Origin of the sequence: Pantoea sp. OVA07A, from assembly GCF_019969975.1 — a bacterium.
In the GTDB taxonomy this organism is placed as follows: domain Bacteria; phylum Pseudomonadota; class Gammaproteobacteria; order Enterobacterales; family Enterobacteriaceae; genus Pantoea; species Pantoea agglomerans.
Genome location: NZ_JAHXYM010000004.1, coordinates 429,815 through 451,233, shown reverse-complemented (window position 1 = coordinate 451,233; position 21,419 = coordinate 429,815). Strand labels below are relative to the sequence as shown.

Annotated in this window: 18 protein-coding genes; 13 read left to right on the top strand and 5 right to left on the bottom strand. The window is 55.0% G+C overall.

Going from position 1 to position 21,419, the window contains the following annotated elements; all coding sequences use genetic code 11:
• The first annotated feature begins 222 nt into the window (after positions 1-222).
• The 8 genes from csrD (at position 223) to tldD (ending at position 12,727) form a co-directional block, all read left to right on the top strand.
• Complete coding sequence (csrD, locus tag LC417_RS15835; RefSeq protein ID WP_010699819.1) at positions 223-2,172, top strand: RNase E specificity factor CsrD; 1,950 nt, start codon at positions 223-225, stop codon at positions 2,170-2,172.
• Between the two features lie 311 nt (positions 2,173-2,483).
• Complete coding sequence (mreB, locus tag LC417_RS15830) at positions 2,484-3,527, top strand: rod shape-determining protein MreB (protein WP_004385136.1); 1,044 nt, start codon at positions 2,484-2,486, stop codon at positions 3,525-3,527.
• A 148-nt stretch (positions 3,528-3,675) separates the two neighbouring features.
• The gene (gene mreC / locus LC417_RS15825) at positions 3,676-4,698 is read left to right on the top strand and encodes a rod shape-determining protein MreC (protein ID WP_010256043.1); all 1,023 of its coding nucleotides are present in this window, start codon (positions 3,676-3,678) and stop codon (positions 4,696-4,698) included.
• Positions 4,695-5,183 (top strand): rod shape-determining protein MreD, encoded by a 489-nt coding sequence (gene mreD / locus LC417_RS15820; protein WP_010256045.1) that lies wholly within the window; start codon positions 4,695-4,697, stop codon positions 5,181-5,183. The genes mreC and mreD overlap by 4 nt, the downstream gene beginning before the upstream one ends.
• A gap of 8 nt (positions 5,184-5,191) precedes the next feature.
• Positions 5,192-5,785 carry a nucleoside triphosphate pyrophosphatase gene (locus tag LC417_RS15815; RefSeq protein ID WP_010699818.1) on the top strand — a complete coding sequence of 198 codons (594 nt, stop codon included), beginning with the start codon at positions 5,192-5,194 and terminating at the stop codon, positions 5,783-5,785.
• Entirely contained in the window at positions 5,775-7,244 is a 1,470-nt protein-coding gene (gene rng / locus LC417_RS15810; RefSeq protein ID WP_003855268.1) for a ribonuclease G, read from the top strand. Before LC417_RS15815 ends, rng begins: the two co-directional genes overlap by 11 nt.
• A gap of 148 nt (positions 7,245-7,392) precedes the next feature.
• Positions 7,393-11,217 carry an AsmA2 domain-containing protein YhdP gene (gene yhdP / locus LC417_RS15805; protein ID WP_223566128.1) on the top strand — a complete coding sequence of 1,275 codons (3,825 nt, stop codon included), beginning with the start codon at positions 7,393-7,395 and terminating at the stop codon, positions 11,215-11,217.
• Between the two features lie 64 nt (positions 11,218-11,281).
• The gene (tldD, locus tag LC417_RS15800; RefSeq protein WP_010699816.1) at positions 11,282-12,727 is read left to right on the top strand and encodes a metalloprotease TldD; all 1,446 of its coding nucleotides are present in this window, start codon (positions 11,282-11,284) and stop codon (positions 12,725-12,727) included.
• A 252-nt stretch (positions 12,728-12,979) separates the two neighbouring features.
• Here the strand turns inward: tldD and aaeR are convergent, their stop codons facing one another.
• Positions 12,980-13,897 carry an HTH-type transcriptional activator AaeR gene (gene aaeR / locus LC417_RS15795; RefSeq protein WP_163799506.1) on the bottom strand — a complete coding sequence of 306 codons (918 nt, stop codon included), beginning with the start codon at positions 13,895-13,897 and terminating at the stop codon, positions 12,980-12,982.
• Positions 13,898-14,127: 230 nt separating this feature from the next.
• Between aaeR and aaeX the strand changes: the two genes are divergently transcribed.
• The 5 genes from aaeX to LC417_RS15770 all read left to right on the top strand — a co-directional run bounded on the left by aaeX (position 14,128) and on the right by LC417_RS15770 (position 19,123).
• Complete coding sequence (aaeX, locus tag LC417_RS15790; protein ID WP_010256058.1) at positions 14,128-14,331, top strand: p-hydroxybenzoic acid efflux pump operon protein AaeX; 204 nt, start codon at positions 14,128-14,130, stop codon at positions 14,329-14,331.
• Between the two features lie 7 nt (positions 14,332-14,338).
• Complete coding sequence (aaeA, locus tag LC417_RS15785) at positions 14,339-15,271, top strand: p-hydroxybenzoic acid efflux pump subunit AaeA (RefSeq protein WP_010256061.1); 933 nt, start codon at positions 14,339-14,341, stop codon at positions 15,269-15,271.
• A 9-nt stretch (positions 15,272-15,280) separates the two neighbouring features.
• Positions 15,281-17,233 (top strand): p-hydroxybenzoic acid efflux pump subunit AaeB, encoded by a 1,953-nt coding sequence (gene aaeB / locus LC417_RS15780; RefSeq protein ID WP_223566127.1) that lies wholly within the window; start codon positions 15,281-15,283, stop codon positions 17,231-17,233.
• A 113-nt stretch (positions 17,234-17,346) separates the two neighbouring features.
• Positions 17,347-18,798: an NAD-dependent succinate-semialdehyde dehydrogenase gene (locus LC417_RS15775; RefSeq protein ID WP_010256067.1), complete on the top strand. Its 1,452-nt coding sequence runs from the start codon at positions 17,347-17,349 to the stop codon at positions 18,796-18,798.
• A gap of 55 nt (positions 18,799-18,853) precedes the next feature.
• On the top strand, positions 18,854-19,123 hold the full coding sequence (locus LC417_RS15770) for a hypothetical protein (RefSeq protein ID WP_010256069.1): 270 nt from the start codon (positions 18,854-18,856) through the stop codon (positions 19,121-19,123).
• A 65-nt stretch (positions 19,124-19,188) separates the two neighbouring features.
• Here the strand turns inward: LC417_RS15770 and yhcN (LC417_RS15765) are convergent, their stop codons facing one another.
• The 4 genes from yhcN (LC417_RS15765) to argR form a co-directional block, all read right to left on the bottom strand.
• Complete coding sequence (yhcN, locus tag LC417_RS15765) at positions 19,189-19,452, bottom strand: peroxide/acid stress response protein YhcN (protein WP_010256072.1); 264 nt, start codon at positions 19,450-19,452, stop codon at positions 19,189-19,191.
• Positions 19,453-19,545: 93 nt separating this feature from the next.
• Positions 19,546-19,812, bottom strand: a complete 267-nt coding sequence (locus LC417_RS15760) for a YdgH/BhsA/McbA-like domain containing protein (protein ID WP_010256074.1) — start codon at positions 19,810-19,812, stop codon at positions 19,546-19,548.
• Between the two features lie 88 nt (positions 19,813-19,900).
• Positions 19,901-20,164, bottom strand: a complete 264-nt coding sequence (yhcN, locus tag LC417_RS15755; protein ID WP_022623941.1) for a peroxide/acid stress response protein YhcN — start codon at positions 20,162-20,164, stop codon at positions 19,901-19,903.
• Positions 20,165-20,638: 474 nt separating this feature from the next.
• Positions 20,639-21,109, bottom strand: coding sequence for a transcriptional regulator ArgR (gene argR / locus LC417_RS15750; protein ID WP_010256080.1), 471 nt, complete (start codon positions 21,107-21,109; stop codon positions 20,639-20,641).
• Between the last annotated feature and the right edge of the window lie 310 nt (positions 21,110-21,419).

The window sequence follows — 21,419 nt, the reverse complement described above, 5'->3', positions numbered from 1 at the left end:
CGCCCTGAAAATGTGAAATTTCCTGGCTGGCCGGTACGATGAGAATGCACCGAAAAGTGCCAGGATCAACGTCAGCGATGATATCCCGACGATATACTTCGGCTTCATACGTCCCGGCGCTGTCGGCAACGGCAAATTATGCTATTTTTGCTCGCGTTTTCGTCAGGCTGACGGTACAAGGTTGGGTGATCCGGTTATCACCGCAGTAATACAGGCACAGGGATGCGATTAACCACAAAATTATCTGCGTTTATTACCTTTTTAAGCCTGCTGGCCATGTCGTTGATGCTGGCAGGCTGTGCATTCAGTGTTTTCTGGTTCAGTCATCAGCGGGTTGAACATCGGGCGCAGATACTGGCGACCGAAGTGGATCAGGCGATGTTCACCCAGACGCCGGCAGAGCTGCATGTCTGGCTCACGCGTATGATGCCGATAATGAATGCCGAGCAGATTTCTCTTCACAACGGCAGGCAGACTTTCCTTACCCTCTCCCGACACGAAAACCAGATGCTGGAAGACGAGCCTAATCGTTTTATCCAGGTCGATGTGCCTTTGATGCACCAGACGGGTTTAGAGCTGCGGGTCGTCACCCTTGATCCTGCCAAAACCTGGCTGCGCTCCATTACCGGCACCTCTACGCTGGGCATCCTGTTTACCGTCATGCTGGTGATGAGTCTGGTGCTGCTGCTGATGCATCGCTGGCTCAGTCGGCAGTGGCGCGGTATGGAGCATCTTGAAGTACGGGCAGAGGCGATTATCAGCGGTGAGCGCGGTGTAATGCCGAAACGCGGTGCGGATGAGTGGCCACCGAGAGCGAGCCGCGCACTGGATGTGTTGCTGGCGGATCTGCAGGAAGCGGGCGAGCAGCGTCTGCGTATCGACACGCTGATCCGCACCTTTGCTGCGCAGGATGGACGCACCGGTCTCAACAACCGGCTGTTCTTTGATAACCAGCTCGCCACCCTGCTGGAGGATCAGGAAGCTGTCGGCACCCATGGTGTGGTGATGATGGTGCGCCTGCCCGATCTGGACACGCTGAAGGATTCGCTGGAGCCGGGGCTGGTTGAGGAGTACCTCTTCAATTTCGTCAACATGCTTTCCACCTTTGTGCTGCGCTATCCTGGCGCCCTGCTGGCACGCTATTTCCGCAGTGATTTTGCCGTGCTACTGCCGCATCGCAGTCTTAAAGAGGCAAACAGTATTGCGGATCAGCTGATCAATGCTGTTGATTCTCTGCCGCCGATGCGGCTGGTTAATCGTGATGATCTCATTCATATCGGTATCAGCGCCTGGCACAGCGGGCAGACTGTGCCGCAGGTGATGGAAAATGCCGAAATGGCTACCCGACGTGCGGCACTGCTGGGCGGCAACAACTGGACCAATGGTGCCGGAAATCCGCAGGACGCCGGGCGGGGTAGTGTGCGCTGGCGAACCCTGCTGGAGAACACGCTTAGCCGTGGCGGCCCGCGGCTCTATCATAAACCCACCGTCAATATTGAGGGTAAGGTACAGCACCGGGTGATGCTGACCCGCATCTTCGACGGCGATAAAGAAGTGCTGGCCGCAGAATATATGCCCCTGGTACAGCAGCTCGGCATGGCTGATGGCTGGGATCGCCAGTTAATGACTCGCATTGCGGCACTCTCTGAACTCTGGCCAGAAGAGACGCTGGTGATCCCGGTGACGATTACCTCGCTTCTGCAGCGCTCTTTTGTCCTCTGGCTGCAGAACATGCTGCTGCAGTGCCCGAAAGCGCAAAGAAAACGATTTTTATTTGAACTTGCCGAGGCAGATGTTTGTCAACACATCAACCGTTTAACGCCAGTTTTCCGCGCACTTAAGGCTTTTGGCTGTCGGGTTGCGGTAAATCAGGCGGGTTTAACCGTGGTAAGCAGCGCCTATATACGACAGCTGCCGCTGGAACTGATCAAGCTTGATGCCGGTCTGGTACGCAATATTGAGCGACGGACTGAAAATCAGCTGTTTGTGCAGAGTCTGCTGGAAGTCTGTAAATGTACGGGCATTCAGGTGTTTGCTACCGGTGTCCGCACTAAAGCGGAGTGGCAAACTTTAGTCGCGTTGGGCGTAGCAGGTGGGCAGGGCGACTTTTTTGCTCCCTCGCTTCCGGTTAACAGTAACGTGAAGAAGTATTCACAACGTTACCGTATTTAATGAATTGCGGTCGTACTGACGGAAATTTACGGTTTTTTTTAATGTTTATCCGCGTCTGAACCTCTGAACTTACTGCCGGAAATGTTAGATTTTATGTCGGACAGGGCGAGGGGAAATAGCGTGAAATGCAGTGCTGATGGCGTCTGGTCGCCATTCTGCTGTTGTGGATCGCCAGTTCAGATGACTTAAACGCAATCAGGCGTCTTTTTTCACCGAAGCAGAACGTTTTTGCGCCTTGTGGCAGCTTCGTGTGGTTGGTAAAGTAAGCGGATTTTATTTTCCGCCCCCAGCTTGCAGGATTACCCCTTAGTATGTTTAAAAAATTTCGTGGCATGTTTTCCAACGACTTGTCCATTGACCTGGGTACCGCGAATACCCTGATTTACGTGAAAGGACAGGGCATCGTACTGAACGAGCCCTCCGTCGTCGCTATTCGACAGGATCGTGCCGGTTCACCGAAAAGTGTTGCGGCCGTAGGTCATGAGGCCAAACAGATGCTTGGCCGTACGCCAGGCAATATCGCAGCGATTCGTCCGATGAAAGATGGCGTTATCGCTGACTTCTTCGTGACCGAAAAGATGCTGCAACACTTCATCAAGCAGGTTCACAGCAACAGTTTTATGCGTCCCAGCCCGCGTGTGCTGGTCTGCGTACCCGTCGGGGCAACACAGGTTGAACGCCGCGCGATTCGTGAATCCGCTCAGGGCGCAGGCGCGCGTGAAGTATTTCTGATTGAAGAGCCGATGGCTGCAGCAATTGGTGCGGGTCTGCCCGTTTCAGAAGCGACCGGCTCAATGGTGGTGGATATTGGTGGCGGTACCACAGAAGTGGCGGTGATCTCGCTGAACGGTGTGGTCTACTCCTCGTCAGTGCGTATTGGTGGCGATCGTTTCGATGAAGCTATTATTAATTATGTGCGTCGTAACTACGGTTCACTGATCGGCGAAGCGACCGCAGAACGTATTAAGCATGAGATCGGTTCAGCCTATCCGGGTGATGAAGTCCGTGAGATCGAAGTGCGTGGTCGTAACCTGGCAGAAGGTGTACCGCGCGGCTTTACACTGAACTCTAATGAAATTCTGGAAGCGCTGCAGGAGCCGTTAACCGGCATCGTTAGCGCGGTGATGGTTGCCCTTGAGCAGTGTCCGCCTGAGCTGGCTTCAGATATTTCGGAGCGCGGCATGGTGCTGACCGGCGGTGGTGCGTTACTGCGCAACCTGGATCGTCTGCTGATGGAAGAGACGGGCATTCCGGTTGTGGTTGCTGAGGATCCACTGACCTGTGTGGCTCGCGGTGGCGGCAAAGCGCTGGAAATGATCGACATGCATGGCGGCGATTTGTTCAGCGAAGAATAATTGCCTCAACCGGCTAAGAACGCAATGATCATGCGAGGGAGTGGCATGTGAACCGGCGCAATCTGTGCCGGTGCAGTGCGTTCAGCCCAGGGAAGCACGGTGTTATGCCGTCGCTTCCTCTCCTGTTGTCGAGGATCACGCAGATTATATGAAGCCGATTTTTAGCAGGGGACCTTCCCTGCAGTTGCGTCTATTCCTGGCGGTTATCGTGGCGATTGCCATTATCATTGCCGACAGCCGTGTGGGTTCTTTTACCCAAATACGCAACTATCTGGATACGTCGGTCAGTCCGTTTTACTTCCTGGCCAATGGGCCACGTCAGCTGCTGGATGGCGTGTCAGAGTCGCTGGCGTCGCGTCAGCAACTCGAGCAGGAAAACAAAGCGTTACGTCGTGAGCTCTTCCTGAAAAACAGTAACCTGTTAATGCTGGGGCAATATAAGCAGGAAAACGCACGCCTGCGTGAACTGCTGGGTTCACCGCTGCGTCAGGATGAGCAAAAGATGGTGACACAGGTCATTTCTACCGGCACCGATCCTTACACCGACCAGGTGGTAATCGACAAAGGCAGCGTCAACGGCGTCTATGAAGGCCAGCCGGTCATCAGTGATAAAGGGGTAGTCGGTCAGGTCATTGCTGTCGGACAACTCACCAGCCGTGTTCTGCTAATCTGTGATGCGTCACATGCCCTGCCGATTCAGGTGCTGCGTAATGATATTCGTGTCATTGCCGCAGGTAACGGTTGTACTGAAGATCTTCAGCTTGAGCATCTGCCGGGTAATACGGACATTCGGGTCGGCGATGTACTGGTGACTTCAGGTATCGGTGGCCGATTCCCGGAAGGCTATCCGGTGGGTGTGGTTTCCTCGGTAAAAGTGGATACCCAACGCGCCTATACGGTGATTCAGGCGCATCCGACCGCGGGTCTGCAGCGTCTGCGTTACCTGCTGCTGCTGTGGGGCGCCGATCGCAATGGTGATATGCCGCTGCCGCAGGATGAAGTACATCGCGTTGCGAACGAGCGTCTGATGCAGATGATGCCGCAGGTCTTACCGCCTGCGGGAGAAATGGGCCCGCCTGCGCCTGCCGTACAGATGGGACCGCCTGCACCGTCAGCTACCAGCAGCAGTGGACAAAGCAACTCCTCGCGTTCACGCGGGGGGCAGCCTTGAGTCGATATCGCAGCCAGGGACGTTGGGTCATCTGGCTCTCCTTCCTGGTTGCGCTTGTCCTGCAGATCATGCCCTGGCCGGATGAAATTTATATGTTCCGGCCCTCATGGCTGCTGTTGATCCTTATCTATTGGGTACTCGCACTGCCGCATCGGGTCAATGTCGGTAGCGGATTTGTGCTGGGTGCCATCATGGATCTGATTGCGGGTTCCACGCTCGGCGTGCGTGCACTGGCGCTCAGTATCATCGCCTACCTGATTGCCTTTAAGTTCCAGTTATTCCGCAACTTAGCGTTGTGGCAGCAAGCGTTAATGGTTATGGTGCTGTCGCTGGCGATGGATGTGATTGTCTTCTGGGCTGAATTCCTGGTAATCAACGTTTCATTCCGACCTGAAATTTTCTGGAGCAGTGTCGTCGACGGTATTCTCTGGCCCTGGCTATTCTTATTAATGAGAAAAATTCGTCGTCAGTTCGCTGTTCAATAAGGAAATTTATGGTAACCCTCTATCTTGCTTCCGGTTCACCGCGTCGTCGTGAGCTGTTAACTCAACTTGGGCTAACATTCGAGCGCATCGTGACTGACGTTGAAGAGCAGCGCCAGCCGAACGAAGCGGCGGAGATCTATGTCCGCCGTCTGGCCAATGATAAAGCGCAGGCGGGTGTCAAACTGGCCGCGCAGGATCTGCCGGTGCTGGGCGCGGATACGATTGTGGTGCTGAATGGCGAAGTGCTGGAAAAGCCGCGCGATGCCGCTGATGCCCGCGCGATGCTGTGCAAACTCTCTGGTCATACGCATCAGGTGATGACGGCGGTAGCGCTGGCCGACAGTCAGCAGGCGCTGGATTGCGTCGTAATCACTGATGTGACATTCCGCACCTTAACCGCCACCGACATCGACGACTATATCGCGACCGGCGAGCCAATGGATAAAGCGGGTGCATACGGTATTCAGGGCAGGGGAGGAAACTTTGTCCGCAAAATTAATGGAAGCTACCATGCAGTGGTCGGATTACCCTTGGTTGAGACAGGGGAGTTGATCAGCCATTTCGAGTCACTGCGTGCCGTAAGGGGTCAACATGACGGCTGAATTACTGGTAAACGTCACGCCTTCTGAAACACGTGTTGCCTATATTGACGGCGGCATACTGCAGGAAATTCACATTGAGCGTGAGGCGCGGCGCGGCATCGTTGGCAATATTTATAAAGGCCGTGTAAGCCGTGTTCTGCCCGGCATGCAGGCCGCTTTTGTTGATATCGGTCTGGAGAAAGCGGCCTTTCTGCATGCCTCAGATATCATGCCGCATACTGAATGTGTGGCGGGCGACGAAAAGAAAAACTTTATCGTGCGGGATATCGCCGAGCTGGTGCGGCAGGGACAGGATCTGGTGGTTCAGGTCGTCAAAGATCCGCTTGGCACCAAAGGTGCCCGGCTGACCACTGACATCACTCTGCCTTCGCGTTACCTGGTCTTTATGCCAGGCGCATCGCATGTGGGTGTCTCTCAGCGTATTGAGAGCGAGAAAGAGCGCGATCGGCTTAAAGCGGTCGTGGCTGACTACTGCGACGATCTGGGCGGCTTTATTATCCGTACCGCCGCAGAAGGCATCGGGGAAGAGGAGCTGGCGCAGGACGCGGCTTTTCTCAAACGACTCTGGACCAAAGTCAGCGAGCGTAAAAAGCGCAATCAGACCCGCTGCCTGCTCTACGGTGAGCTGGCTCTGGCCCAGCGTATTCTGCGTGATTTTGCGGGCGCGGCGCTGGATCGCATCCGGGTCGACTCCCGCCTGACCTGCGATATGCTGGTGGAATTTACCGGTGAATATATCCCGGAAATGGCCGGTAAGCTGGAGCTCTACAACGGTAAACAGCCTATTTTCGACCTGTTTGACGTCGAAAATGAGATTCAGCGCTCGCTGGATCGAAAAGTTGAACTAAAGTCAGGCGGATATCTGATTATCGATCAGACCGAAGCGATGACCACCATCGATATCAACACCGGTGCGTTTGTCGGCCATCGTAACCTTGATGAGACGATCTTTAATACCAATGTTGAAGCCACTCAGGCGATCGCACGTCAGCTGCGACTGCGTAATCTTGGTGGCATCATCATTATCGACTTCATCGATATGAGCAACGAAGACCATCGCCGCCGGGTATTGCATTCGCTGGAAAGCGCGCTCAGTAAAGATCGGGTTAAAACCGGTATTAATGGTTTCTCGGCGCTGGGTCTGGTGGAGATGACGCGTAAGCGTACCCGCGAAAGCATTGAGCACGTTTTGTGTCAGGACTGCCCGGTCTGCAAAGGGCGCGGCACGCTGAAAACCGTTGAAACGGTCTGCTATGAAATCATGCGGGAGATTGTCCGGGTTCATCACGCTTATGATTCTGACCGCTTTCTGGTCTATGTTTCACCGACGGTGGGTGAGGCGTTAAAAACCGACGAGTCTCATGCACTGGCTGAAGTCGAAATCTTTGTCGGCAAGCAGGTTAAAGTTCATGTCGAAGCGCTCTACACTCAGGAGCAGTTCGACGTGGTGATGATGTAACGCCAGCCCGGTCACCGGTTTCTTCGGATATCGGGCTGAAAAATCGCCCTTGTTTGAGATAAAATGCGCGTTTTAACGCTTTTATCGGGAGACGGTCGGGTATGAGAACCAACTATCCGTCGTTTACGGAACACAAGGAGAGGCGTGAGTGAGGCAGTTGCCGAGGATTTTGTTACTGCTGGTCGCGGCAATCATCGTGATTGTCGCGCTGCTGGTCAGCGGATTGCGTCTGGTGATGCCGCATCTCGACAGCTATCGCAGCAACCTTCTGCAATACATCTCCGACAGCAGCGGCGTGCCGGTCAACGCCAGCCAGTTACAGGGTAAATGGGAGAATTTTGGCCCAACCCTGCAGGTTCGCGATCTTAGCGTCGATCTGCATGAGAACGGCAAACTCACTATCAAACGCATCAATCTGGCTCTCGACGTCTGGCAGTCCCTGCTGCACTGGCGGTGGCAGTTTCGCGATCTGACCTTCTGGCAGTTGCACCTCGATACTAATCGCCCGCTGCTGGATAACGACAAAGAGAAAAACAGCTTCCGTCCGGCGCAGATAAACGAACTCTTCCTGCGTCAGTTTGACCACTTTGACCTGCGTGACAGCACCATCCGTTTCCGCACCCCTTCTGGTCAGCATGCTGAGCTGGCGATCCCGCGACTCACCTGGGTCAATGAAGATAACCGCCACCGGGCCGAAGGCGAAGTCAGCCTGTCGAGCTTCACCGGCCAGCACGGCGTGGTCCAGGTGCGGCTTGATCTTAACGACAGCAACGGTTTACTCAATGATGGCCGCATCTGGATGCAGGCCGACGACGTCGATATGCGCCCGTGGCTGGGCCGTTGGGTGCGTGACAATACCCGGCTGGATAGCGCCCGATTTAGCCTGGCGGCCTGGGTTAACCTGCGCGATGGCGACATCTACGCCGGTGATCTGCTGCTGCGCAAGGGCGGAGCCAGCTGGCAGGGCGAGACCGGACGACACCGCATTGAGGTCGATGGACTGACCGCGCATCTGTCACGTTTCCAGAATGGCTGGGTGGTCAATGTGCCACAAACCCGGCTCAGCACCGACGGCCACGCCTGGCCCGCCGGTCACTTCTCTCTGTTATGGCGTCCTGAAGATAAGCAGATGCTGGGACCGGATGGTCAGCCGGAAGTGCGCGTTCGCGCCACACAGCTGGTGCTGAGTCATATTGCGCCGATCGTTCCGCTGTTTGCGCCGCTCTCTCCGGCACTGTTTGAAAACTGGCAGACGCTGCAGCCACAGGGCACCATCGATGGCCTGGCGCTGGATATTCCGTTACAGCAGCCTGAAAAAACCCGCGTACAGGTGAAGTGGCGTGATTTCAGCTGGCAGCACTGGAAACTGTTGCCGGGCATCAGCCATTTAAGCGGTGAAGCGCGCGGCAGCCTGAGCAATGGTCAGGTCAGTGTGGATATGGGGGCGGCGACCGTTCCCTATGGCGACATGTTCCAGGCTCCGTTAGAGATTAAGCGGGTGACCGGTGCGCTGCGCTGGCTGAATGATGATCATGGCCTCACGCTGGCGGGCGAAAATCTTGACCTGGAGGCACGCTCGCTCTGGGCGCGCGGCGACTTCAGCTACCAGCAGAATAGCGGCGGTGAGCCTCGTCTGGATATTCTGGCCGGTATCCGGCTTACCGATGCGGGCGATGCCTGGCGCTACTTCCCGGTACCGCTGTTGGGTAACAGCCTGACGCACTATCTGAGTGGGGCAGTGAAGGGTGGCAAGGTGGACAACGCCACACTGCTGTTTGCCGGTAATCCGGCGCTGTTCCCGTTCAAGCATAATGATGGCATGTTCCAGGTCTGGGTGCCGCTTCGCCAGGCAACTTATGCGTTTCAGCCCAAATGGCCAGCGTTAAGCAATCTCGATATCGACCTTAACTTCCTGAATGACGGTCTCTGGATGAAAGCGCCGGTGGCGAAACTGGGCGAGGTGGACGCGCGCAACGTCACTGCGGTCATCCCCGACTACCTGAAAGAAAAACTGATCATTGAGGGTGATATCAGTGGTGAAGGCCAGCAGATCGCGGACTATTTCGGGCAGACTCCGCTGAAACCTTCACTGGGTACCGCGCTGGAACAGCTGGAAATCAAAGGCCGCGTCGGCGGCCACCTGAATCTGGATATCCCGCTGGATGGTGAGCAGGTTCACGCCCGTGGCAATGTGGACCTGAACAATAATTCGCTGTTTATCAAACCGTTAAAAACCACCATTAACAATCTCTCCGGGCGCTTCCGTTACGACAACGGCAATCTGGCCAGTGAGGATCTGCGTGCGAACTGGTTTGGTCAGCCGATGGGCGTGCGTTTCAGCACTAAAGAGAATCCGGACGACTTTGGCGTGAACGTCAAACTTCAGGGCGACTGGCAGCCCGCTAAAATCAGCCAGCTTCCTGCAGCTGTCAGCAAGCAGCTGGGCGGAAATCTGCCATGGCAGGGCGACGTCAATATTACGCTGCCCCATCATGGCGGGGCGCGTTATGACGTGACGCTGAACGGTAATGCAAAAGAAGTAAGTAGTCACTTACCTGCACCGCTCGATAAGAAAGCCGGTGAGGCGATGCCAGTCGCAATCAAGGCCAGTGGCGACCTGCACCATTTCGATCTCAGTGGCAGCGTCGATGCAAACCATCGCTTTAACAGCCGCTGGTTGCTGGAGCCGACGCTGCGCGTCGATCGTGGCATCTGGCTGAATGATGCGCAGAAAACACCTGCTCTGCCCGATCATCCCGGCATGGTACTGAACCTGCCCGCGCTGGATGGCGAGGCCTGGGTGGCGATGATGGCCGCAGGGGGAGCATCCGGGGGCAGCGAGTCAGGCGGCGGCCTCAAAACGGGTGGCGTCACGCTGCCCGGCAATATCACGCTTCGTAGCCCGGCCGTCACCCTGGCCGGGCAGCAATGGCATGAGGTTGAAGCGACACTGGCTCAGACTGCGGGCGGCAAGGGCCAGGTCGGCGTCAGGGCTAAAGAGCTGCGTGGTGCGCTGGCAATGGCACCGAAAGCACCGTGGCAGGTGAACCTGGATTACCTTTACTACAATCCGCAGTGGGATAAAGGTGAAGGCAAAGGCGGCAAAGCGCCACCTCAAAAAGCCACGAACATTAACTTCAGCCAGTGGCCCGCTTTACAGTTGCGCTGTAAAGAGTGCTGGGTGCTGGGTCAGAAATATGGTCAGGTCTCCGCGATGTTGCAACCCCGCGGAGATACGTTAGCGCTTACTAACGGAAAAGTGGATACTGGCAGCTCACAGCTGAAAATCAACGGGGAATGGGTTAACCGCCCGGACGACCAGCGCACTTCGCTGAAGGGCACGCTGAAAGGCCCGAATATTAATAATGCGACCAACTGGTTTGGGGTCAACACGCCGCTGCGCGATGCGCCATTTGATATTGCGTATGACCTGCACTGGCGCTCTGCCCCCTGGCAGCCCTCGGCAGAGACGCTGAGCGGCACCCTGAAGACCCACTTTGGCAAAGGCCAGATCGCCGATGTGAATACCGGTGCCGCCGGGAAAATTCTGCGGCTGGTGAGCTTTGATGCGCTACTGCGCAAGCTGCGCTTCGACTTCAGCGACACCTTCACCAATTCTTTCTACTTCGACTCGATTAACGGCACCGCCTGGATCGAAAACGGCATGATGCGCACCGATAATCTGCTGGTAGATGGCCTGGAAGCGGACATCGCGATGCAGGGTAATCTCGACCTGGTGAAGCGTCAGATCGACATGGAAGCGGTGGTTGCGCCGGAAATATCCGCCTCGGTTGGTGTGGCGACAGCTTTTGCCATCAATCCGGTGATTGGCGCGGCGGTGTTTGCCGCCAGTAAAGTTCTGGGACCCCTGTGGAACAAGATATCGCTGCTGCGTTATCACATCAGTGGCCCGCTGGATAAACCAGAAATCAATGAAGTGCTGCGTAAACCGCGTGAGACTGACAACAAGTGAATTTGACGCCGTACCGGAATTACCGCAGGCTATGATTATCTGAGCACATAATGAGTGAGAAACGATGACTCTGAACCTGGTAAGTGAGCAGTTACTGACTGCTAACGGCATTAATCAGCAGGACCTATTTTCCCTGTTAGGGCAGCTTTCAGAACGTCGTCTGGATTATGCCGATCTCTATTTTCAGTCCAGCTTTCACGAATCCTGGGTGCTGGAAGACAAAATCATTAAAGATGGCTCCTACCATATCGATCAGGGTGTGGGCGTGCGTGCGGTCAGCGGGGAGAAAACCGGCTTCGCCTATGCAGACCAGATCACGCTGAATGCACTGCGTCTCTCCTCTGAAGCCGCACGCAGCATCGTACGCGAACAGGGAAATGGCAAGGCACACACGCTTTCTGCCGTGATGAACCGTTCGCTCTATCAGGCTATCGATCCGCTGAGCAGCCTGACACGTGAAGACAAAATTGCCCTGCTGCATCGCGTTGATAAAGTGGCTCGTGCTGCTGATCCGCGCGTGCAGGAAGTCAATGCCAGCCTGACCGGCGTTTACGAGCAGGTATTGGTAGCCGCGACTGACGGCACGCTGGCGGCAGATGTCCGTCCGCTGGTTCGCCTCTCTATTAGTGTCCAGGTGGAAGATCAGGGCAAACGTGAACGCGGCGCAAGCGGCGGCGGTGCGCGTACCGGTTATGCGTTTTTCCTGGCAGATGAAGATGGCGAAGTCCGCGCTGACGCCTGGGCGCGTGAAGCAGTGCGTATGGCGCTGGTGAATCTCTCCGCCGTGGCCGCACCTGCTGGTGCGTTGCCAGTGGTACTGGGTGCGGGCTGGCCGGGCGTGCTGCTGCATGAAGCGGTCGGTCACGGTCTGGAAGGCGACTTCAATCGCCGTGGCACCTCGGTGTTCAGCGGTAAAATTGGTCAGCAGGTTGCGTCTGACCTCTGTACCGTGGTGGATGACGGCACCCTTGAAGGGCTGCGCGGTTCACTGGCAGTAGATGATGAGGGCGTTCCCGGTCAGTACAACATGCTGATTGAGAATGGTGTGCTGAAAGGCTACATGCAGGACAAGCTGAATGCGCGACTGATGGGGGTTAGCCCTACCGGTAATGGACGTCGTGAATCCTACGCGCATCTGCCGATGCCGCGCATGACCAACACCTATATGCTGGCTGGCAAGTCATCGCCGCAGGATATTATTGAAAGCGTTGAGTATGGCCTCTATGCGCCGAACTTTGGTGGCGGTCAGGTGGATATCACCTCCGGCAAATTTGTCTTCTCAACCTCAGAGGCTTATCTGATTGAGAACGGCAAAATCACCAAACCGGTTAAAGGCGCAACGCTGATTGGTTCCGGCATCGAAGCGATGCAGCAGATCTCGATGGTGGGTAATGACCTGGCGCTGGATAAAGGCGTCGGCGTCTGTGGTAAAGAGGGACAGAGCCTGCCGGTCGGTGTCGGTCAGCCGACCCTGAAGCTGGATAAACTGACCATCGGCGGCACCGCCTGATGTGACCCCAACAACCCGCCGCCTGGCGGGTTGTCAGAATGCTGACAAATCCATAGCCGGATGAACCTGGCAGCAATGCAATAGCTGAAAGCGCAGGGAACACGGGCAGAGGAGGAAAGCGTCCCGCGCCACGGATGGCGCGGGCCGAGCGTGTCAGGGATGACGGATTTTGCGTCTTTCCGATCTGACCGTGTTCCCTTCGCTGGCTGGGTCTTACAGCTGGTCGGGACAGATGTTGTCAACAATCTATTGTTAGCTTTTACGGTGCTGCTGATACTGTTCAGCCACCTGTTCAAAATAGCCGGTCAGATAATCGATACAGACCTGCACCTTAAGCGGTAACTTATCCTTCTCGGTATAGAGCGCGTAGACCGGGCGCGGATCGGACTGATACTGCGGAAACAGAATATCGATCTCGCCTGCGGTGATCTCATTAATCACCCACATCATCGGCACATAGGCGATGCCATTGCCCGACTTCAGCCAGCGAATCAGCGTCAGGGAATCATTGGTCACAAAACGTCCCTGCGGTGCCAGGCGTGTCACTAATCCTTCCGGCGCAATCAGTTCGAAATTGTTATCGGGCCGTACGCTATATTCCAGCCAGGAAAAATTATCGATATCACCCGGCTTCTCCGGCGTACCATGCTGCGCCAGATAGCTTTTTGCGGCGCACACCACCATCGGCATCGCACCCAGGCGACGCGAAAACAAGCTGGAATCTTTTAACGCTCCCACGCGAATCACCAGATCCAGACCATCCGCGATCAGGTCCGGGGCGGGAACGCCGGTGACCAGATTCACACTCAGCCCCGGATATTCCCGCAGCATATCGCTGGTCATGCCGGCTAACACGTTCTGCGCCATGGTAGAGGAGCTGCCAATTCGCAGTACGCCAATGGGCGTATTGTTAAAAGCGTAAAGCTGTTCATGCACCTGCGTCGCTTCGGCCAGCATACGGCGACAGCCCTGATAATAGATTTTGCCCGCTTCGGTCAGCCCGATACTGCGGGTACTGCGATTCAGCAGTTTCACCTGCAATGCATCTTCCAGTTTCGCGACGATCTGGCTGATTGATGAGACGCTCAGATGAAGCTGACGCGCCGCAGCGGTAAACGAACCCAGTTCGACCACTTTAGCGAAGACAGACATGCCTTTAAGTCGTTCCATTATTTACTCTGGCTTAAAAGTGATTTAGATCACATTCTGTAGAAAACTTATAGTCAGGCGCGTTATTATAAGCGCGCCGGGGTATTTCCCGGTGATTCTTCATTGCCTGATACCCTTCGATGATACGCTATTATTAAGCCAGCTGCGGTTCGGATAACGCTTCCAGAGGGTTTTCCTGCGACATCTGAAGAGGCATGAGTATCCCGGCAAGGTCGAACTAAGGATTTGTGATGAGTGTGCTTCCGGTATTTGTCATGTTTGGGCTCTCTTTTCCGCCCATTTTCATCGAACTTATTATTTCACTGATGCTGTTCTGGTTAGTGAAACGCGTGCTTACGCCGAGCGGTATCTACGATCTTGTCTGGCATCCGGCACTTTTTAATACAGCGCTTTACTGCTGTGTGTTTTACCTTGTCTCCCGTTTATTAGTCTGAGGTTTAAGTGAAAGCACTCATAAGAAAAATCGCGCGCTACGCGATTACTATCCTGCTGGTCATCATCGCAGTGGTCATTATTTTCCGTGCCTGGGTCTTCTATACCGAATCGCCCTGGACCCGTGATGCGCGTTTCGCCGCTGACGTGGTGGCGATCTCCCCTGACGTCACCGGCCTGATTACCGAGGTTCCGGTGCACGACAACCAGCTGGTGAAGAAGGGCGATACGCTGTTTGTGGTTGACCGGCCGCGCTATCAAAAAGCGCTCGATCAGGCGCAGGCGGATGTTGAATATTACCAGGCACTGGTCAGTGAGAAACGTCGCGAAGCCGGGCGCCGTAACCAGCTGGGCACCTCCGCCATGTCGCGCGAGGCTATCGAGCAATCCAATAACGATCTGCAAACCAGCGAGCACCAGCTGGCGAAATCGGTGGCGACACGCGATCTGGCGAAGATTGACCTTGAGCGCACCACGGTGAAAGCGCCATCCGATGGCTGGGTCACCAACCTGAATGTCTACCAGGGTGAGTTTATTACCCGTGGTTCGGTTGCCGTGGCGCTGGTTCAGCAGCACTCCTTCTATGTGCTGGCTTACCTGGAAGAGACCAAACTGCACGGCGTGGAGAAGGGCTTCCGCGCGGAAGTCACCCCACTTGGCAGCAACATCGTGTTGCGTGGCACCGTAGACAGTGTGGCGGCTGGCGTCACCAATAGCAGCAGCTCGGTCGACAGCAAAGGCATGGCCACAGTAGATTCCAATCTGGAGTGGGTCCGTCTGGCGCAGCGTGTGCCGGTGCGCATCCGGCTTGATCAGCAGCCCGGCAATCGCTTCCCGGCGGGCACGACAGCGACAGTGGTGATCACCGGTCAGGCCGATCGTCAGCCTGAACAGGTTTCACCGATGGTCCGACTGTTTAATCGCCTGCGTGAGTTTGGTTAAGAGGGCGATATGATCGAGTTCCTGCGGTTCCCGGTAAAGCTCACCTTTGCGCTGGTGTTAGCGCTGATGGTGGGTTTTCACTTTAACCTTGAAACGCCGCGCTGGGCGGTGATGACCGCCGGTATCGTGGCTGGCGGCACCGCGTTTGCGGCCGGGGGTGACCCCTATTCAGGGGCGCTGCGCTATCGCGGCGTTTTGCGTATTATCGGGACATTTATTGGCTGTGTCGCCGCGCTGACCATCATGATCGCCACCGTGCGTGCACCGGTCGTGATGCTGCTGCTGTGCTGCATCTGGGCAGGACTCTGCGTCTGGCTCTCTTCGCTGATCAAGGTAGAAAACTCTTACGCGCTCGGACTGGCGGGCTACACCGCGCTGATTATTGTGGTGACGGCTAATGCCAGCGGCGGTCTGACGCTGGTGCCACAATATGCGGTAGAGCGCTGCAGTGAAATCGTACTCGGCATCCTGTGCGCCATTCTGGCCGACATGATTTTCTCACCCCGTTCGATTAAAAAAGTGATCGACGCTGAGGTCGATTCGCTGCTGGTGGCACACTATAACCTGCTGCAACTCTGCGTCGCTCACGGTGATAAAGAAGAGGTCGATAAAGCCTGGAGCGCGCTGGTAAGGCGCACCACGGCATTGAACAGTATGCGCAGCCAGCTGATGATGGAGTCCTCACGCTGGAAGAACAGCAATCGCCGTTTGCAGATGCTCAATACGCTGTCACTGACGCTGATTACACAGGCAGCCGAAACCTTTCTGATCCAGAATTCCCGTCCTGATTACATTCCGCCCCAGTATCGTCTGATGGTTGAAAAACCAGCCTCGACCGTTGAAGAGGTGCATAAGCGGATGAAAGTGATGCGGCGGGTGATTGGTGCCAGCGGCAAATCAACGCCGGTCACGCTGGCCAGCTGGGTAGGCACTGCTACCGAATATCTGCTGCTGCTGAAAGGGATCAAAAGTAATAGCCGGATCACCTCGCTGGAAGAGGAGATTCTGCAGCGCGAAGTGGTGATCCAGGCGCGTTCCGCTGAAACGCATCATGCGATGATCAATGGTATCCGTACCTTTGTGGCGACCGCGCTGGGTTCGCTGTTCTGGCTCTATACCGGCTGGACCTCTGGCAGTGGCTGCATGGTCATGCTGGCTGTCATCACCGCGCTGGCGATGCGCATGCCCAACCCGCTGATGATGGCAAAGGACTTTCTCTACGGCATGACGGTCGCGGTTCCGCTGGGCGCGCTCTACTTTATGTATGTTCTCCCGGCGACGCAGCAGAGCGCACTGCTGCTCTGCATCGCAATCGGCCTGCTCGGTTTTATCGGTGGTATCTTCATTCAGCGGCGTCAGCTCGGCACGCTGGGGGCATTGATTGGCACCCTTAACGTTCTGGTGCTGGATAATCCGATGGAATTCCACATTAACGTCTTTCTCGATAACGTTCTGGGCCAGGTCATCGGCTGCTTCGTGGCGATGATGGTGATCCTGCTGATTCGTGATAAATCAAAAGCGCGCACCGGCCGCAAGCTGCTGAACCGCTTTATGTATGCGGCTGTCTCTGCCATGACGACCAATCAGGCGCGCCGGCGTGAAAACCATCTGCCAGCGCTCTATCAGCAACTGTTTCTGCTGCTGAACCTGTTTCCGGGCGATATCAACAAATATCGCATCGCCCTGACGCTGATCATCGGTCATCAGCGGTTACGCGACGCAGAAGTGCCGGTGAATGCCGATCTTTCTGCTTATCACCGGCAGTTGCGTTACACCGCTGACCGGGTGATCTCCGCCAGCAGCGATGACAAGCGGCGTTACTACTTTGAACGTCTGCTGAAAGAGCTGGATGTCTATCAGGAAAAACTGGCCCATTACGAGGCTCCCGCCAGCGTAACGGAACCGGTAAAACGACTGGCTATGATGCTGGATAAGTACCAGAACACGCTCATCCAAATCTGAATCTGGCCGCTGTGACCTGCAGCGGCCTGCGCAATCCCCACCCATCACAAAATCTGTCGCTTTTGCCAACTATACTCTCCAGACGGAAGAGCAAAACTGACAGGAGCGAATCAATGAAATCACTGCAAGAGAGCGAACTGTTCCGGACCGGCTATTTAGCGGACGGCCAGTGGCATCAGGCGGCTTCTACCTTTGACGTGACCAATCCGGCGACCGGTGAGGTGATTGCACAGGTGGCAAAAGCGGGTAAAGCTGAAACGGAACAGGCTATCGCCGCAGCGGAGCGCGCATTTCCCGCCTGGCGGGCGCAGACTGCAAAAGCGCGCGCTGAAATTCTCACTCGCTGGTACCAGCTGATCATTGAGAACAAGCGCTGGCTGGGACAGCTGATGACGACCGAACAGGGCAAGCCCCTGAAAGAAGCGGAAGGGGAAGTTGAATACGCCGCCAGTTTTATTCAGTGGTTCGCCGAGCAGGCGAAACGGACCAATGGTGAGATTATTCCGCCAGCTAAACCCGGCTCCCGTATTCTGGCAACCCGCGAACCGATTGGCGTTGTGGCTGCCATTACGCCGTGGAATTTCCCGATGGCGATGCTGACCCGCAAACTGGGGCCAGCTCTGGCTGCCGGCTGCACCGGCATTATTAAACCTGCCAATAACACGCCACTCTCCGCCTTTGCCCTGCTGGCGCTGGCGAAGGAGGCAGGCGTGCCTGATGGTGTACTGAATGCGGTAGCCGGTGATACCCATGCTATCAGCGATGCCATCATGGCCAGCAAAGCGGTACGTAAAATCTCGTTCACCGGCTCCACCCAGGTGGGCAAGCTGCTGATGCGTAATGCTGCCGAAACCATGAAAAAAGTGTCGATGGAGCTGGGGGGTAATGCCCCTTATATCGTGTTTGACGATGCCGATATTGATGCCGCCGTGCAGGGCGCCATTGCCAACAAATTCCGTAATGCGGGCCAGGTGTGCGTCAGCGTAAACCGCTTCTACATTCACAATGCAATCTATGATCGTTTTACTCAGCAGCTGGCTACCGAAGTGAACAAGCTGAAGGTGGGCAACGGCATGGAAGAGGGGGTGATTGTCGGGCCATTAATTGAGGCATCGGCGGTGGAAAAGGTTGAGCAGCACGTCAATGATGCGGTAGCAAAAGGCGGCAAATTACTGGCGGGTGGCGAGCGACATGCGCTGGGTGGCAACTTCTGGCAGCCCACTGTGATTACTGAGGCGCACGAAGGGATGCAGCTCGCGCAGGAGGAGACCTTTGGTCCGGTGGCTGCCTGTTTCCGCTTTGATGATGAAGATGAGGTCATCCGTCGCGCTAACGATACGCCGTTCGGCCTTGCCGCATACTTTTACACGCAGAATCTGCAGCGGGTGTTCCGTGTTTCAGCCGCGCTGGAAAGCGGCATGATCGGCATTAATGAATGTGCCGTATCAACCGAGCTGGCGCCGTTTGGTGGTGTGAAAGAGTCGGGGCTGGGCCGCGAAGGTTCGGTACTCGGCATGGAAGAGTATCTGGAGGTCAAAGCGCTGCACCTGGGCGGTTTGAGCTAGCGGACAGTAACGGGCGACGCAGGTCGCCCGCAGACGGAGCATGGGAGCCGTCAGCATGAAAATCGAGCGTTTTGATTTTAATGAAATTGTCGATCAGGCCCATTTCTTCCGCCAGTTCAGCGAGCGATTTGCGCTGGAGGAGCGCCGCATCTGCGATCTGGATGGATTATGGGATGTGGTGACGGGCGATCTGTTACCGCTGCCGCTGGAGATTGAGTTTGTTAATCTGGGCAGGGGACAGCGACGGCGTTATGGCGCGCTGATTCTGTTATTTGATGAAGCGGAAGAGGAGCTGGAAGGTCAGCTTCACTTTAATGTCAGATAAAACGTCAGATAAAAAAAGGCCCCGGCGAGCGGGGCCAAAGGGTTCGTCATACATCTGACGAGGAATTATTTATAAAGCTGTGCGGTGATGTGATAGTTATCGCCGGTGCGCGCCTCAATAACTTTATAGGCGCTGGCACCCTGTTCATCCGCTTTCTGAGAAAGCTCAGCGCGGTAATCCATTGGCGATCCCGCGGTTCCACTGATGGTCACGGTGCCCGCAGGCTGCAGGTTCTGCGTCTGATCGCCGGTGACCAGCTGTGCGGCTGATGCGCCGAACGCCATAACGGAAAGCAGACTGACTGTAGCGATGGTTGTTTTGATATTCATGATTATCTCCTCAATACATTCAACAACCTGCGGTTACTCGTAAAGGCGGGTCGTCGATATCTTCTGACGCCCTTCAGGCGTCATCACGGTTAATTATTTATAAAGCTCAGCGGTGACATGCCAGGTGTTATCCTGGTTGTTTTCGATGATGCGATAGTGGCTTGCGCCCTGGGCATCCGCTTTCTCTGACAGCACCTGACGGATATGCGTCTGGTCGCCATTTCGTCCACCAATGCTGATGGTCTGATTCATTGGCTGCAGACCCTGTGCCTGTTCATTGGACACCAGGCTGGCGGCGTTAGCACCCACTGAGAACAGGGATGCCAGACTCAGTGCAGCGATAGCTAATTTCATTTTCATGGTCAACTCTCCTGAAATTTCTGCTTCAGCTCTCCGGAGCGCAAAAGGGCGCGTCAGACAGAGAGCAGATGGCATTATCGGTTACGCCTTAGTTATACAGTGCGGCGGTAGCGTGATAGTTGCCGTTGTTGTATGCCTCAATCACGCGATAGGCTTTTGCGCCCTGCTGATCGGCTTTGTCGCTGAGTTTCTGTTTGATATCCATCGGTGAACCCGCCACGCCGCTGACACTGATGGTGCCGACAGCCTGCAGATTCTGCGCCTGTGACGCATCAATAGATTCTGCTGCCACAGCACCAAATGAGAGTGCGGAGAGAATGCTCAGGGTAGCAATGGTAGTTTTTACGTTCATAGATTTTTCCTCGTCGTCTATTTTTATCTTTTTATTTAGTGTGATTTGCATCACGAAAAGAAGTATAGAACTAATAACGTAAGAAATTAATACTCCGCTAATAATGTTTTTTTGTGATTCTTTATCCTTATGGCTACTTTTAATAACTTAACGTTATAAAAAAAGGGTAAAAAGTAACCTTTAAGCCACTTTTAATTGCAAAAACAGTGAGATAGATCACTTTAACTTTTAGTGCGAAAGTTGGAGGTATATCGGGCTGGAGTTTGATCTGGATCCGGGCAATGGTGCCGGTTCAGTGATGTAAAGCAGTGTAAAATAGCGCATAAAGTGAAGCAGAGTTATCGATCTGACAAACAGCCGGGCGTGTAAAAGCAGGCTTATTACTTATCCAGAGCGGGTAACTGTCGTGGAAAGGGGTGAGCAGAGAGAACGAACTGACGATCTGGCGCATGATGGCCGGTCGTCAGTCCGCGATCAGAGTTCCTGTTCAAACAGGGTGAGGATGGCGCCGTGCAGCTGCTTAACGGTGAAGTCGCGCGCGCGGGTAATAAAGATTGTGTCATCGCCAGCGATGGTACCCAGAATCCCGTGCGACTTACCCAGTGAATCCAGCATACGTGCAATCAGCTGCGCTGCGCCGGGACTGGTATGAATCACTACCAGAGCATCGTTGTAGTCGATATCCAGTACCAGGTTTTTTAACGGGCTGGTGGTGGTCGGCACACCCAGCTCAGCGGGCAGGCAATAGACCATCTCCATCCTGGCATTCCGGGTGCGCACTGCGCCAAACTTGGTCAGCATTCGCGAGACTTTGGACTGATTGATATTTTCAAAGCCCTCGTCCTGAAGCGCCTGAACAATTTCGCCCTGGGAACTGAATTTTTCTTCTTTTAATAAGGCTTTGAAAGCCTTAACCAGATCGTCTTGTTTCGATGGGTTTCGCATAGGTTACCAATAAATAGAGAGAATAACCGCGCATCCGCCCGCGGCAGAGTGGTGATTATGCATTTATATGCATTTTTATGCAATCGTTCGATTGATGAGCAGCGTCCGGGCGGCTAGCGGGCGGCGATAATAGCAAATAAATCCGCTCAGACCAAAACACGTGTCACAGCCCCGGAAGGCGAAGGTTGCAAAGTTGTTATATTATTGGTGGTGTAGTAACAGAAAACGCACGTAGCCGTTCTCTGTCTGACGACGGCAAAGTTGTCGGTCATTCAGGTGCAATGATAAGTAACTTTTGAATCCGGAGATT

Excerpts from the sequence above, each read along its gene's own strand:
- csrD (WP_010699819.1), top strand. The coding sequence starts at position 223 with ATGCGATTAACCACAAAATTATCTGCGTTTATTACCTTTTTAAGCCTG.
- mreB (WP_004385136.1), top strand. The coding sequence starts at position 2,484 with ATGTTTAAAAAATTTCGTGGCATGTTTTCCAACGACTTGTCCATTGAC.
- mreC (WP_010256043.1), top strand. The coding sequence starts at position 3,676 with ATGAAGCCGATTTTTAGCAGGGGACCTTCCCTGCAGTTGCGTCTATTC.
- LC417_RS15815 (WP_010699818.1), top strand. The coding sequence starts at position 5,192 with ATGGTAACCCTCTATCTTGCTTCCGGTTCACCGCGTCGTCGTGAGCTG.
- rng (WP_003855268.1), top strand. The coding sequence starts at position 5,775 with ATGACGGCTGAATTACTGGTAAACGTCACGCCTTCTGAAACACGTGTT.
- tldD (WP_010699816.1), top strand. The coding sequence starts at position 11,282 with ATGACTCTGAACCTGGTAAGTGAGCAGTTACTGACTGCTAACGGCATT.
- aaeR (WP_163799506.1), bottom strand. The coding sequence starts at position 13,897 with ATGGAACGACTTAAAGGCATGTCTGTCTTCGCTAAAGTGGTCGAACTG.
- aaeX (WP_010256058.1), top strand. The coding sequence starts at position 14,128 with ATGAGTGTGCTTCCGGTATTTGTCATGTTTGGGCTCTCTTTTCCGCCC.
- aaeB (WP_223566127.1), top strand. The coding sequence starts at position 15,281 with ATGATCGAGTTCCTGCGGTTCCCGGTAAAGCTCACCTTTGCGCTGGTG.
- LC417_RS15775 (WP_010256067.1), top strand. The coding sequence starts at position 17,347 with ATGAAATCACTGCAAGAGAGCGAACTGTTCCGGACCGGCTATTTAGCG.
- LC417_RS15770 (WP_010256069.1), top strand. The coding sequence starts at position 18,854 with ATGAAAATCGAGCGTTTTGATTTTAATGAAATTGTCGATCAGGCCCAT.
- yhcN (WP_010256072.1), bottom strand. The coding sequence starts at position 19,452 with ATGAATATCAAAACAACCATCGCTACAGTCAGTCTGCTTTCCGTTATG.
- LC417_RS15760 (WP_010256074.1), bottom strand. The coding sequence starts at position 19,812 with ATGAAAATGAAATTAGCTATCGCTGCACTGAGTCTGGCATCCCTGTTC.
- yhcN (WP_022623941.1), bottom strand. The coding sequence starts at position 20,164 with ATGAACGTAAAAACTACCATTGCTACCCTGAGCATTCTCTCCGCACTC.
- argR (WP_010256080.1), bottom strand. The coding sequence starts at position 21,109 with ATGCGAAACCCATCGAAACAAGACGATCTGGTTAAGGCTTTCAAAGCC.